Source organism: Serratia aquatilis (assembly GCF_044865145.1).
Taxonomy (GTDB): domain Bacteria; phylum Pseudomonadota; class Gammaproteobacteria; order Enterobacterales; family Enterobacteriaceae; genus Chania; species Chania aquatilis.
Genome location: NZ_CP173186.1, coordinates 1,197,590 through 1,210,816, shown reverse-complemented (window position 1 = coordinate 1,210,816; position 13,227 = coordinate 1,197,590). Strand labels below are relative to the sequence as shown.

At 53.8% G+C, this 13,227-nt stretch carries 11 protein-coding genes and 1 pseudogene; 2 read left to right on the top strand and 10 right to left on the bottom strand.

Features of this window, described 5'->3' with window-relative positions; translation table 11 throughout:
• Positions 1-127 precede the first annotated feature (127 nt).
• Positions 128-1,120, top strand: coding sequence for a tRNA-modifying protein YgfZ (ygfZ, locus tag SAQUA_RS05485; RefSeq protein WP_380674037.1), 993 nt, complete (start codon positions 128-130; stop codon positions 1,118-1,120).
• A gap of 43 nt (positions 1,121-1,163) precedes the next feature.
• Here the strand turns inward: ygfZ and SAQUA_RS05480 are convergent.
• Together SAQUA_RS05480 and SAQUA_RS05475 are read right to left on the bottom strand one after the other, a co-directional pair.
• Positions 1,164-1,322, bottom strand: a pseudogene (locus SAQUA_RS05480) (DUF2165 family protein); the annotation flags it as partial.
• A 6-nt stretch (positions 1,323-1,328) separates the two neighbouring features.
• On the bottom strand, positions 1,329-2,003 hold the full coding sequence (locus SAQUA_RS05475; RefSeq protein WP_380674038.1) for a hemolysin III family protein: 675 nt from the start codon (positions 2,001-2,003) through the stop codon (positions 1,329-1,331).
• 169 nt (positions 2,004-2,172) lie between these two features.
• Between SAQUA_RS05475 and SAQUA_RS05470 the strand changes: the two genes are divergently transcribed.
• Positions 2,173-2,781: an HD family hydrolase gene (locus SAQUA_RS05470; protein ID WP_380674039.1), complete on the top strand. Its 609-nt coding sequence runs from the start codon at positions 2,173-2,175 to the stop codon at positions 2,779-2,781.
• Positions 2,782-2,787: 6 nt separating this feature from the next.
• Here SAQUA_RS05470 and SAQUA_RS05465 read toward each other — a convergent pair whose 3' ends face one another.
• The 8 genes from SAQUA_RS05465 to SAQUA_RS05430 all read right to left on the bottom strand — a co-directional run bounded on the left by SAQUA_RS05465 (position 2,788) and on the right by SAQUA_RS05430 (position 13,146).
• Positions 2,788-3,534: an SDR family oxidoreductase gene (locus tag SAQUA_RS05465; protein WP_380674040.1), complete on the bottom strand. Its 747-nt coding sequence runs from the start codon at positions 3,532-3,534 to the stop codon at positions 2,788-2,790.
• 120 nt (positions 3,535-3,654) lie between these two features.
• On the bottom strand, positions 3,655-6,534 hold the full coding sequence (gene gcvP, locus SAQUA_RS05460) for an aminomethyl-transferring glycine dehydrogenase (RefSeq protein WP_380674041.1): 2,880 nt from the start codon (positions 6,532-6,534) through the stop codon (positions 3,655-3,657).
• A 155-nt stretch (positions 6,535-6,689) separates the two neighbouring features.
• Positions 6,690-7,076: a glycine cleavage system protein GcvH gene (gene gcvH / locus SAQUA_RS05455; protein WP_380674042.1), complete on the bottom strand. Its 387-nt coding sequence runs from the start codon at positions 7,074-7,076 to the stop codon at positions 6,690-6,692.
• A 30-nt stretch (positions 7,077-7,106) separates the two neighbouring features.
• Complete coding sequence (gcvT, locus tag SAQUA_RS05450; RefSeq protein WP_380674043.1) at positions 7,107-8,204, bottom strand: glycine cleavage system aminomethyltransferase GcvT; 1,098 nt, start codon at positions 8,202-8,204, stop codon at positions 7,107-7,109.
• Positions 8,205-8,695: 491 nt separating this feature from the next.
• Positions 8,696-9,898 (bottom strand): FAD-dependent 2-octaprenylphenol hydroxylase, encoded by a 1,203-nt coding sequence (gene ubiI / locus SAQUA_RS05445; protein ID WP_380674044.1) that lies wholly within the window; start codon positions 9,896-9,898, stop codon positions 8,696-8,698.
• Positions 9,899-9,982: 84 nt separating this feature from the next.
• A complete protein-coding gene (gene ubiH, locus SAQUA_RS05440; RefSeq protein WP_380674045.1) occupies positions 9,983-11,161 on the bottom strand; it encodes a 2-octaprenyl-6-methoxyphenyl hydroxylase in 1,179 nt (392 codons plus the stop codon).
• Position 11,162: 1 nt separating this feature from the next.
• Positions 11,163-12,476, bottom strand: coding sequence for a Xaa-Pro aminopeptidase (gene pepP, locus SAQUA_RS05435; RefSeq protein ID WP_380674046.1), 1,314 nt, complete (start codon positions 12,474-12,476; stop codon positions 11,163-11,165).
• Between the two features lie 91 nt (positions 12,477-12,567).
• Positions 12,568-13,146, bottom strand: a complete 579-nt coding sequence (locus SAQUA_RS05430; RefSeq protein ID WP_380674047.1) for a YecA family protein — start codon at positions 13,144-13,146, stop codon at positions 12,568-12,570.
• Between the last annotated feature and the right edge of the window lie 81 nt (positions 13,147-13,227).

Genomic DNA, 13,227 nt, shown 5'->3' with positions numbered 1-13,227 from the left:
CACCTAACAACAGGTAAAATGTCAAAAAAAGCGCTGTAAAGTAATAACTGCTTGCAAAGCCTGCCACCTCTTCTACCATGGCGTTAACCGGTACAGATATACACTAAATAAGCAGCAGGAACTGACTATGGCGCTCAATATTCCTTTTCCATCTCGTCAACCTTTCGCCTCTTCCCATCTGCCGCTAACGCTGATCTCGCTGGAAGATTGGGCCTTGGTGCGGCTAAACGGGCCTGACACGATAAAATACCTTCAGGGCCAAGTGACAGCGGATATCGACAAACTGGCGGTCAATCAACACGTGCTGTGCGCCCACTGCGAAGCCAAGGGTAAGATGTGGAGTAATCTACGCTTATTTCATTGTGGTGAGGGTTTTGCCTATCTTGAGCGGCGCAGCGTGTTGGAAAGCCAGTTGGCTGAAATCAAAAAATATGCGGTTTTTTCCAAGATCACCATTGCTGCTGACAACGAAGCGGTGCTTTTAGGCGTTGCTGGTATCCAGGCTCGTGCTGCATTAGCCAACGTTTTTACCACCTTACCCGATGCGGAAAATCAAGTGGTGCACGACGGTGATAGCACACTGCTGCATTTTTCATTACCAGCAGAACGTTTTGCGGTGATCACCAATGCTGAAACTGCGAATCTCATCGCATCCCAGTTGAGTGAGCAGGCAGAGTTGAACGACAGTCGCCAATGGTTAGCGCTAGATATTGAAGCCGGTTACCCGGTGATTGATTCGGTAAACAGTGCTCAATTGCTGCCGCAGGCCACCAATCTACAGGCGCTGGCGGGGATCAGCTTCAGTAAAGGGTGCTACACCGGGCAAGAAATGGTGGCTCGCGCCAAATTCCGTGGTGCCAACAAGCGCGCTATGTATTGGCTGGAGGGTAAAGCCAGCCGTACGCCTCAGGCTGGCGAAGATCTGGAGTTAAAACTGGGCGAAAACTGGCGCCGTACCGGTAACGTACTGGCCGCCATTACGCTGGCAGACGGAACGCTTTGGGTACAGGTGGTGATGAATAACGATCTGGAGGCTGACAGCGTGCTGCGCGTGCGTGATGACGCCAGTAGCCAGCTTGCCATCAAACCCTTGCCTTATTCTCTGGCTGAAGAAAAGTAACCCATCCTGCCGCAGGTGTTAACACCTGCGGCTTTCCTCGGCGCTATTCCTCAAGATCACCGTCACGCGGTACCAGATAGATCAGCACCAAAAGGATTGTGACAAAAAAACGGAAAGCACTGGGCACACCGTTCCACTCTGTTGACATCCACATGCCAAACCACTCCCCACCTATGGACATGAAAGCCACTTGCCAGGTCAGGAGACATCAGACGTAGAGGTAAATCGCCATAAAGTGGCATAAGCTGCCGCCAAGCACAAAACCATGCCAGATAGCGTGACCAAAGCGAATGCGTTTTGAGGCATAAAAAATCACCCCCAGCGTATACACCACACCACCAACCGCCAGCAGCGTTACCCCGCCAACCGCCAACTGCGTCGCCAGTTGATAGATAACGATCAACGACAGCCAGCCCATGGTCAGATAGGTGACCAACGACAGCACTTCAAAACGATGCGCAAACGCCAGTTTGAATATCACGCCAAGCAGTGCTAACCCCCAGATCACCGCCATCAGCCCCCTCGCCAAGGGTGAATCCAACCCCACCAGCAGGAAAGGCGTATAGGTACCGGCAATCAGCAGGTAAATGGCACAGTGATCGAACTTTTTCAGCCAGTGTTTGGCCCGTTGATGTGGTACGGCATGATACAAAGTAGAAGCCAGAAACAGCAGGATCATACTGCCGCCGTACAGGCTGTAGCTGGTAATAGCTGTCGCATCTGCACCGGAATTCACGGCCTGAACCAGTAACAGAACCAGACCGACAATACCAAATACCAGCCCTATGCCGTGGCTGATGCTGTTAGCTATCTCTTCTGCCCATGGGTAACCCGCTGCTGGCAAGCTGTCAGCAGCGGTTTTTATTTGATCCCTTTTTGCCATAACGCCTAAGTCCTCAAACGACCGCTGTTATTTGTGATTACCGCTGTTGAGATTAACTGAGAATAATTCCAGTGTACACGTGTACGCTCAAATAAAAATGTGAAGACCTGTAACACGGCTAAGCTAAAATCGGCAGGTTTTGCCAATCATCCACTTTGAGGTTCGTATCATGTCATCCGCTGTACCCGTGTTAGATTTTGGTTCAATGACTCAAGTTATCCACTTCCTGATGGAAATCGACAAACTGAAAAGCATTCAGCGCCGTACCAAAGTGATAGGCACTCAGCGCCAGGAAAACTCTGCCGAGCACAGTTGGCACTTTGCTATTGCGGCAATGAGCCTCGCCCCTTATGCCAGTAAGGAAGTGGACATTCAGCGTGTGATCCAGATGGCTCTGCTGCACGACATCGTCGAAATCGATGCCGGTGATGTCTTTGTTTACGATCTGGCTGCGCGTGCAGCGATCCACGATCAGGAAGTGGCAGCCGCCAAACGGTTATTCGGCCTGTTACCAGAACCTCAGTGCGAACACTTCACCGCGCTATGGCAGGAATATGAAGAGGGTGAAAGCGCCGATGCCCAATTTGCCACGGTGTTGGATCGCAGTATGCCAATGCTGATGAATCTGCATAATGAAGGTCAGAGCTGGATAGAGAACAACGTCAGCCTGGAGCAGGTGCTGGCGCGCAATGGGATGATTGCAAATATCTATCCAGAACTCTGGCAATACCTATTCAGACACTTACAAGACGCCCAACGCAAAGGTTGGCTGAAGTAATCTGTGTCAACGCCCACCGGCAGCATCGATAAAGCTGCCGGTTACGTAAGAGGCCGCGTCAGAAAGCAGCCAGGCGATAATCTGCGCTATTTCTTCCGGTTGACCACCACGCTGCATCGGTAAAAGTGCTTTTACCCGATCCACACGCCCCGGCTCGCCGCCACTGGCGTGCATGTCGGTGTAGATCAAACCGGGCCTCACGCCGTTAACGCGGATCCCCTGCGCCGCTACCTCGAGTGCCAGACCGGTGGTCAACGTATCAACCGCACCTTTTGATGCCGCGTAATCAATGTATTCTCCAGGCGCTCCAAGCCGCGCCGCTGCGGAAGAGACGTTGACAATAGCGCCCCCCTGCCCGCCATGACGCAACGCCATACGTTTTACCGCTTCACGGCAGCACAGAAAACAGCCCGTGACGTTGGTTGCAAACACGCTATTGATACGCTCGGCGGTAAGATGCTCAATACTCGTCTGCTGGAATAAAATGCCAGCATTATTTACCAGTGCGTCTATTGGGCCGAGCGTGGTATCCAGTTCGGCAAACATCGCCACAACTTCAGCTTCCACAGCAATATTTGCCTGCAAGGCGTGTGCTTTGCCCCCCTGCTCATGGATTAACGCCACTACCTGCTCTGCTGCCGCTTTATCCTGCAGGTAGTTAACGCCAATCGAATAACCCTGCTGGGTAAGTAATAAGGCTGTTGCACGGCCAATACCCCGGCTGGCACCGGTGACTAAAGCCACTTTTTTCATGCACTCCCCCACTGGGTCAAAATCTACGGCAATAATAAAGGGGCATCGCGTTAAACGGTGCCCCTCGGTGCGCTATGCCCGTGTACCACGGGCTCAACGGCGACTTTGTCATCAACCTCGTTATTCGTATTCGCTCATGGGTACGCAAGAGCAGAACAGATTACGATCGCCGTAGACATCATCCAGACGCTTCACGCTCGGCCAGTATTTATTCTCACGCACTCCCGCCACCGGGAACACCGCCACTTCACGGCTGTATGCATGCTGCCAGTCGCCAACCAGCTCGGCCTGGGTATGTGGCGCGTTGACCAATGGGTTATCTTCCAACGGCCACTCACCTTTCTGTACCAGGTCGATCTCATTGCGGATAGCCAGCATCGCATCGATAAAACGATCCAGTTCCGCTTTACTTTCCGATTCGGTCGGTTCAACCATCAGCGTGCCCGCCACCGGGAACGACATGGTCGGCGCATGGAAACCGTAGTCGATCAGGCGCTTGGCAATGTCCATTTCGCTGATACCGGTCTCCTCCTTCAGTGGCCGGATATCCAGAATACACTCGTGCGCCACACGATCATCGCGGCCAGTATAAAGCACCGGATAAGCCTGTTTTAGGCGAGTGGCGATGTAGTTGGCATTAAGGATCGCCACTTGGCTGGCCTGCTTCAAACCTTCTGCCCCCATCATGCGGATATACATCCAACTGATCGGCAGAATTGAAGCGCTACCGAAAGGTGCCGCAGAAACTGCCCCCTGTTGCGTAGTGACGCCATCAATCTGCACGACGCTGTGGCCCGGTACGAACGGAGCAAGATGGGCTTTTACCCCAATTGGCCCCATACCCGGTCCACCGCCACCGTGCGGAATACAGAACGTTTTGTGTAGATTAAGGTGCGAAACATCCGCGCCGATATAACCCGGCGTGGTGATCCCCACCTGCGCATTCATGTTGGCACCGTCAAGGTACACCTGGCCACCGAACTGGTGCACAATCTGACACACTTCACGGATGGTTTCCTCATACACACCATGGGTTGAAGGATAGGTAACCATGATGCAGGAGAGCTCATCCCCCGCCTGTTCAGCTTTCACCCGCAGATCGTGCAGATCGATGTTGCCGTTCTTGTCGCAAGCTACCACCACCACGCTCATGCCCGCCATCTGGGCGGAAGCCGGGTTAGTACCGTGTGCCGAGCTGGGTATCAGGCAGATGTGACGGCCTGCTTGATTGCGGCTTTCGTGATAACGGCGGATTGCCAGCAAACCGGCATATTCGCCCTGTGCGCCAGAGTTTGGCTGCATGCATACCGCATCGTAGCCAGTCAGCTGTACCAGCCACTGGGAAAGCTGGCCAATCATCTGCTGATAGCCCGCAGCCTGCTCAGGTGGGCAGAACGGATGCAGTTCCGAGAATTCGGGCCAGGTGATCGGGATCATTTCTGCCGCAGCGTTCAACTTCATGGTGCATGACCCCAACGGGATCATGGCCTGATTCAACGCCAGATCTTTGCGCTCCAGACGATGCATATAACGCATCATCTCGGTTTCGCTGTGGTAACGGTTGAACACCGGATGAGTGAGGATCGGATCTTTTCGCAGCATCGCCGCCGGGATCGACGAGCTTTCCCGGCTTACCGCTGCATCCAGTGCCTCGATATCCAGGCCGTTATTATCACCAGCCAGCAAGGCAAACAGCGTCTGCACATCTTCACGCGAGGTGTCTTCATCCAGGGTAATACCTACGGCACCGTGAATATCCGTGCGCAGGTTGATACCAAAGCTCAATGCGCGCTCCAGTACCGCCGCCTTGTCTTTCACTTCAACGGTCAAGGTATCAAACCAGGTTTTGTGACGCAGTTGCAGGCCCGCTTTCTGCAAGCCTGCTGCCAGAATATCGGTCAGGCGATGGATACGCCCAGCGATACGCTGTAGGCCCTGTGGGCCATGGTACACCGCGTACAGGCTGGCAATATTGGCCAGCAGTACCTGCGAGGTACAGATATTCGAGTTAGCCTTTTCGCGGCGAATGTGTTGCTCACGGGTTTGCATCGCCATACGCAGCGCAGTGTTACCGGCAGCGTCACGGGAAACACCGATAATACGGCCAGGCATTGAGCGCTTGAATTCATCGCGACAAGCAAAGAACGCGGCGTGTGGGCCACCGTAACCCATCGGCACACCAAAACGTTGGGCAGAACCGAACACCACATCAGCCCCCTGTTTGCCCGGAGCAACCAGCAATACCAGCGCCATTATGTCGGCCGCTACGCTGCTGATGATTTTGCGCACTTTCAGCTCAGCCAGCAGGGCACTGTAGTCATGCAGTTCACCGGTGGTGCCAACCTGTTGCAACAGCACGCCGAACACGCCTTGCAGCTCCAGCACTTTCGCTGGCTTATCGACGATCACCTCAAAACCAAAGGTTTCAGCACGGGTACGGACTACGTCCAAGGTTTGCGGATGAACATCGTCAGCCACAAAGAAACGGTTGGCATCCTTTAACTTGCTGGCACGTTTGGCCAACGCCATCGCTTCCGCTGCGGCAGTGGCTTCGTCCAGCAATGAGGCGGAGGCCAGATCCAATCCGGTCAGGTCAAGCGTCACGGTCTGGAAGTTAAGCAGCGCTTCAAGGCGACCCTGTGACACTTCTGGCTGGTAAGGCGTGTAGGCGGTATACCAGCCTGGGTTTTCCAGCATATTGCGCAGGATCACTGGCGGTGTCAGCACCGCGCTGTAGCCCATGCCGATATAGGATTTATAGCGCTGATTTTGTGCGGCAATCGCCTTCAGTTCAGCCAATGCCTGATGTTCAGTTGCTGCATCCCCCACCGGTGGTGGCCCCGGTAATTGGATGTCCGCTGGCACAATCTGTTGGATCAGCGCGCTGAGCGAGCGAGCGCCCACCGCTTCCAGCATCTGCTGCTGTTGCTGTGCAGAAGGGCCGATATGACGTTCTATAAACGCTTCGCTGTGTTCAAGTTGGCTGAGTGTCTGGGTCATTGCTACACATTCCTGAATGCTTGCGGAGGTTGGGATTTACCCGTCGTTTTTCGAGCAGCAGTGGTGTTGACCGACGACAGCTTGAAATTACCTGGGTATCATTCCTAAACTGAAAAACGCCCCAAGGTGGGAACACTCATGGGGCGTAATACTGATTATTCGTCGATGGAGGCCAGATAGGCATCGGCATCAAGCAGTTCGTCGAACTCAGCCTCGTTAGAAGCCTTGATGCGGAACAGCCAGCCTTCACTGTACGGCTCACTGTTAACCAGTTCTGGAGAGCTTTCCAGCGCATCGTTAACGGCAATGATTTCACCGCTGATTGGCGCATAAATATCAGATGCCGCCTTTACTGATTCGGCTACCGCGCAGTCATCACCAGCAGAAACCTCGGTACCGACTTCCGGCAGATCGACAAACACCATATCGCCCAGCAGTTCCTGCGCATGCTCTGTGATACCTACTACGTATTCGCCGTTACCTGCGTCACGCACCCACTCATGGGATGCGGCATATTTTAGTTCTGTTGGCACATTGCTCATTGGCCTGCTACTCCTTTGAATAAATAAAAACTAATTGATCAGTGATTTACCGGCACGCACAAAACCCGGCTTGATGACTCTAACTGGCATCTCACGGTTACGGATCTGGACGATAGCCTGCTCGCCGATACCGGCAGGAACGCGTGCCAGCGCAATACTGAAGCCCAGGGTCGGTGAGAAGGAACCGCTAGTGATCACTCCAACCTGTGCCTGGCCATTCGCGTCGGTGAAGTGCACCGGCAGCTCATTACGTAATACGCCTTTTTCCGTCATGATCAAGCCCACAAGCTGTTGCGTGCCTTTTTCGCGCTGCATTTCCAACGCCTCACGGCCGATAAACTGACGATCCTGCGGTTCCCAGGCAATGGTCCAGCCCATATTGGCCGCCAGTGGGGAAACGCCTTCGTCCATTTCCTGGCCGTAAAGATTCATTCCCGCTTCCAGGCGCAATGTATCACGTGCGCCCAACCCAGCAGGTTTTACACCTGCAGCCAGCAGTTTCTGCCAAAAATCAACCACCTGCTCTTTCGGCAGTGCAATCTCGTAACCCGCTTCACCAGTGTAGCCAGTGGTGGCAATAAACAGATCCCCAGCCTGTATGCCAAAGAATGGTTTCATCCCTTCCACGGCCTGATTTTGTTCTGGGGTAAACAGAGTAGCGGTACGCGCTTTGGCCTGAGGCCCCTGAACGGCAATCAGTGCCAGATCGTCGCGCACCGTCAATTCAACACTGTACGGCGCGGCATGTTGCTCGATCCAGGCCAGATCTTTCTCACGGGTTGAGGAGTTAACCACAAGGCGGAAATAATCTTCAGTGAAAAAATAGACGATCAGATCGTCGATCACACCGCCGGACGCATTCAGCATACCGCTATACAGTGCTTTTCCAGATTGGGTGAGCTTGGCGACATCGTTCGCCAGCAGGTAACGCAGGAACTCGCGGGTGCGAACGCCGTGCAGATCCACAATGGTCATATGGGAGACATCGAACATACCAGCATCCTGACGCACGGCGTGGTGTTCATCGATCTGGGAGCCATAATGCAACGGCATCATCCAGCCATGAAAATCGACCATGCGCGCACCGCACGCCACATGTTGGTCGTACAGTGGGGTTTGCTTTGCCATCTTTTCCCTCTTTCCACTCGAATAGCCGAAGACAGGGTGTTGCTACGCAATAAGGCCGGTGTAACTTGCGAACCTGACTGCGTGGCGCACGCTGACTGATCAACACAAATTGCCGCGTCAACGGTTAGCGAAAACACAACTCATCGTCGCGACGCAAACGATACCTTTACCCTTGACGTTATCACCGAACGCCCCTATTAACCATAAGTTAAAATATGACCAACAGCCTTCACGCTGGGTAAATTGCCGCGCAAGTTTGCAGATTTTTCCACTGAAAAACTGCGCTTCAAGGCGCAAAATTAACAATTAAGCAGGTAGATAAACGAAGTTATATAACAAATGAGTGATGGGAAGGAGAATTTCTATTTTTGATAACCGGTTATGGAATTAGAAAAAGTAATGGGAAAATATGACTGGAATTAGAATTTCTCAAATGAAAATGCCATATAAGAAAAGCCATCGATGCAGGGGCGTAGCAAGCCCCTGACACGTTATAACAACCAATCTGGCAAATCGTTGAGCCCCATTGCCTGGCGGACCAGTTTCGGTTTTACACCCGGCAGGCTATCTGCCAGCCTCAGGCCAACATCACGCAGCAACTTCTTCGCCGGGTTGTGGCCCGCAAACAGCTCCCGGAAGCCTTGCATACTGGCCAGCATCACTGCCGCACCGTGCTTGCGACGGCGTTCATAGCGGCGCAAATACAAATGCTGGCCAATATCCTTGCCCTGACGCTGGAGGCGCTTGAGTTCGGATATCAACTCGGCAGCATCCATGAACCCCAGATTCGCCCCTTGGCCAGCCAGCGGATGTACCGTATGCGCAGCATCGCCCACCAACGCTAAACGATGGGCTGCAAAGCTACGGGCATAACGGCCAGTCAGTGGGAAAGTCAGCCTGTCGCTTTCAAGCTGGCAATTGCCTAAACGCATATCGAAAGTCATTGCCAACTGACGATTGAAAGCCTCAGGTTCAAGCTGGCTCAGGCGTTCAGCCTCTTCTGGTGCAACCGACCAGACAATCGAACTTAAATGTGGATCACGGAACGGCAGAAATGCAAGTATCCCTTCGCCATGAAAGACCTGACGGGCCGTGGCCTGATGGGGTTCTTCAGTGCGGATGGTTGCCACCAGCGCGCTGTGGCGATAGTCCCAGAAGGTTAATGGAATATCCGCGTGCTGCCGCAGCCAAGAGTTGGCGCCATCGGCACCGATCACCAGCCGGGCAGTCAACATGCGGCCATCTTCCAGCGTGACGAAGGCATCATTCTCCCCCCATGCCACCTGCTTGAGCGCTGCCGGGGCCAGCAGCGTTACGTCGCTCAGCGTTTGCGCCTTGTTCCATAACGCCCGCTGGATCACATCGTTTTCAATGATATGGCCTAGATGGCTGAAACCGCATTCGTCCCCACGAAATGCAATCTTGCCGAAGCTGTCACGTTCCCAGACTTCCATCGCGTTGTACGCGCTGGCACGCAGGCTGAGGATACTTCCCCATACGCCAATCTGTTGCAGCAACCGTTCACTGGCAGCATTGATGGCGGATACGCGTAACGCTGGCTGTTCCTGAAGCGGTAACATTTCCGGTTGCCGGTGTTCCAGTACCGCCACACGCAGGCCGCTGCCCTGCAAACCGCAGGCCAGCGCCAACCCCACCATACCGCCACCGGCGATAATCACATCAAATGATTGCATGCTGCTCCAGTTCCTTACGTTTTACGGATGCCCTGTTCTGCAAGCAGAAGGCGCTATTCATTCAAAAACAACCAGGGATACAGCCTAACGTTCAACCCAGCCTAATGTGCGTTTGGCAAAGGCATCACGTGCTGCTGGCAACTGCTCCATTGCCATTAGCCCCAGATTACGTCCGGCAACCAACGGAGCATAACCATTGGCAAACAGCCGGATCAAACCGTCAGTCACCCCAATGGTGGCTTGCTGATCTTGCTGACGCCGTTGCTGATAACGACTCAACAGCGGATAAGCCCCCAGATCCACACCTTCGTTCACAGCTTCTGCCAGGGTTTCCGCCAGCGACATAACGTCACGCAAACCAAGGTTGAACCCCTGCCCTGCGATAGGGTGCAGCGTTTGGGCGGCATTGCCGACCAACGCCAGACGATGGCTGATGTGTTGGTTAGCCTTTAGCAAGCAGAGCGGGTAACTGTGACGCTTGCCCACCTTCAGTATTTTGCCCAACCGCCAACCGAATGCCTGCTGCAACTTGCTGAGAAAAAGTTCGTCGGTCCAGCTATCTACCTGCTCACGCTCTTCACGTGCATGGCACCAGACCAGGGAGCTACGGCCATTAGACATCGGCAACAGCGCCAATGGGCCGTGGCGGGTAAAACGCTCGAACGCTCGCCCCTGCGGTGCCTCGGCAGTAGTAACGTTGGCAATGGTAGCAAACTGGGCGTAATCGCTCTGTTGCCATTGGATATTGCAGGCCTGCGCCAACGCCGAACGTGAGCCATCGGCAGCCACCAGCAGTTGCCCTTGCAGACACTGCCCGTTATCCAGTTGTACTTCAACACGGTCGACAGTACGCAACACATCAAACACTCTGGCTGGGCAATGTACTTTGACCCCCGGCGCTTTCGCCAACAGAGCAAACAAGCGCTGCCCGGCATCATGTAGCTCAATAACCTGCCCCAGCGCATCCACCTGATAATCCTGCGCATGCAGATTCACAAAACCGGCATGACCACGATCGCTAACGTGAACGTGAGTGATCGCAGTCGCACAGTCTCGCAATGCTGGCCAAACGCCAATGCGCGCCAACTGCTGGCAGGTTCCATGCGCCAACGCAATCGCCCGGCCATCATAACCCGGATGCGCACCATCGTTTGGCTGAGCGGCCTCAACCAGGTTGACCACCACCGTTCCTTGAGTCAGCGATGAAATCGCCAACGCCAGCGTCGCACCGGCCATTCCGCCACCAACAATGATTACGCTCATATTATCTGGCCGCCGCCATCAGGGCTTCAATTGCGTCCGCATCCTTCACCACGCTTTCGGTCAGGTTTTCATTACCGTCTTCAGTGATCAAGATGTCATCTTCGATACGAATTCCGATGCCACGATATTCTGCGGGCACATCGGCATCAGGCTGAATATACAGACCCGGTTCGACGGTTAACACCATCCCCGGCTCTAATATGCGGTCGCGGCTTGGTGTTCCGTAGTGGCCTACGTCATGCACATCCAGCCCCAGCCAATGGCTCAGGCCATGCATAAAGAATGGGCGGTGTGCCTGTTCCGCAAACAGTTGCTCCACATCCCCCTTCAGCACGCCCAAGTCAACCAGACCGGAGATCATGATCCGTACTACCTGATCGTTCACCTCGCGGATGCTGACGCCCGGTTTAAACATCTCCAGCGCCTTGTTGATCGAAGCCAGCACAATGTCATACACCTCACGTTGAGGTTTGCTGAATTTACCATTAACCGGGAAAGTGCGGGTGATATCACCGGCATAGCCGAGATATTCACATCCGGCGTCGATCAGGACCAAATCGCCGTCACGCATTTGGCACTCGTTTTCGGTGTAATGCAGGATGCAGCTATTTTCGCCGCTACCGACGATGGTGTTGTAAGAAGGGTAACGTGCACCCAGGCGCATAAACTCGTGCAGGATCTCCCCTTCCAACTGATATTCGAACATGCCAGGGCGGCATTTTTCCATGGCGCGAGTATGCGCCATGGCGCTGATCTCGCCAGCTCGACGCATCACGGCCACTTCATCAGCGGATTTAAACAGGCGCATTTCATGCAGCCATGGGCGATAGTCAGTGATTGTCGCAGGCGCGGCCAGATTCTGGCGGAAGCCTTTACGCAATTTATCCAACGCACCAAACAGAATTTCATCGGCATAGGCATATTGACCCTGCGCGTGATAAACCACATCCAGGCCGTTGAGTAACAGGTGTAATTGAGCGTTGATTTCATCAAAAGCCAGTGCTCGATCGACTCCCAGTTTGGCCGGTGCAGCCTCTTGCCCAAGGCGACGACCAAACCAGATTTCTGCCGTGAGATCGCGAATGCGGTTAAACAGCACGCTGTGATTATGGGTTTCATCGCTTTTAACCAGAATCAGCACCGCTTCCGGCTCATTAAATCCGGTCAGATACCAGAAGTCACTGTTCTGGCGGTAGGGGTATTCAGAATCCGCACTGCGCGTCGCTTCCGGTGCAGCGAAAATAACTGCCGCACTGGCCGGAGCCATCTTCGCCAACAACGCCTGACGGCGGTTGTGAAATTCCTGCTGGGTCATTACCTTCTCCTGAAATCGGTTTGCTGCACCTGATTGAAAATGACAGCGCCAATCAGGTGAGCGTTAAAACTAACTGACATCATTACGCCGCTTAATGCAACGTCGGCTTTCTGTTTTCCGGTGCCGTCGGCTTCTGACGCGTAAACTCAGTATGGCAAAGCAGTGCGACTACACGCACATATTCGATGACCTCTTCGAGTGACTGGGCCAACTCTTCCTGATCTTCGTCTTCGTCGTAACCCAGTTGAGCGATATTGCGCAAATCGTCAATCGCCTCACCCACTTCATTTTTTATCTGTGCCAACTTCGGCTGCATCAACCCCAGCCCAAGCAGAAAGTGGTTGACCCAACCGGCCAGCGCATCCGCACGTTCAAACACGCTAACGGTTTCGCCATCAGGCATCATCAACTGGAACATGAATTCATCATCTTCCAGCGTCTCGCGCGTGATTTCATGCAACTGCAGCAACGGCTGGCTCAGAGCCTGCGGGAAAGCGATCCCTTCGTTGGTCAGTTCATACACCAGTGTCTGCCAACTGGCATCGCGGTTGCCGCCACACAGCAGGCCACTGATTAAGCCGTGCATCTCTGCTGCGGTTAATGCTACCGCCTGCTGGTTGAGAGCAACGGTCAAAGATTGGTAACTTGGAAATGTATTCTGTATAGACATGCGCATTCGTCGTCGTTGGCAGGATAAGTTCGTGTTATGCTACCATCAAGGTCCGTCGGTATACCAGTTGAGTGCAACACC

Coding starts and splice junctions, on each gene's coding strand:
- ygfZ (WP_380674037.1), top strand. CDS start 128: ATGGCGCTCAATATTCCTTTTCCATCTCGTCAACCTTTCGCCTCTTCC.
- gcvP (WP_380674041.1), bottom strand. CDS start 6,534: ATGACCCAGACACTCAGCCAACTTGAACACAGCGAAGCGTTTATAGAA.
- gcvH (WP_380674042.1), bottom strand. CDS start 7,076: ATGAGCAATGTGCCAACAGAACTAAAATATGCCGCATCCCATGAGTGG.
- SAQUA_RS05470 (WP_380674039.1), top strand. CDS start 2,173: ATGTCATCCGCTGTACCCGTGTTAGATTTTGGTTCAATGACTCAAGTT.
- SAQUA_RS05430 (WP_380674047.1), bottom strand. CDS start 13,146: ATGTCTATACAGAATACATTTCCAAGTTACCAATCTTTGACCGTTGCT.
- SAQUA_RS05475 (WP_380674038.1), bottom strand. CDS start 2,003: ATGGCAAAAAGGGATCAAATAAAAACCGCTGCTGACAGCTTGCCAGCA.
- ubiH (WP_380674045.1), bottom strand. CDS start 11,161: ATGAGCGTAATCATTGTTGGTGGCGGAATGGCCGGTGCGACGCTGGCG.
- gcvT (WP_380674043.1), bottom strand. CDS start 8,204: ATGGCAAAGCAAACCCCACTGTACGACCAACATGTGGCGTGCGGTGCG.
- SAQUA_RS05465 (WP_380674040.1), bottom strand. CDS start 3,534: ATGAAAAAAGTGGCTTTAGTCACCGGTGCCAGCCGGGGTATTGGCCGT.
- ubiI (WP_380674044.1), bottom strand. CDS start 9,898: ATGCAATCATTTGATGTGATTATCGCCGGTGGCGGTATGGTGGGGTTG.
- pepP (WP_380674046.1), bottom strand. CDS start 12,476: ATGACCCAGCAGGAATTTCACAACCGCCGTCAGGCGTTGTTGGCGAAG.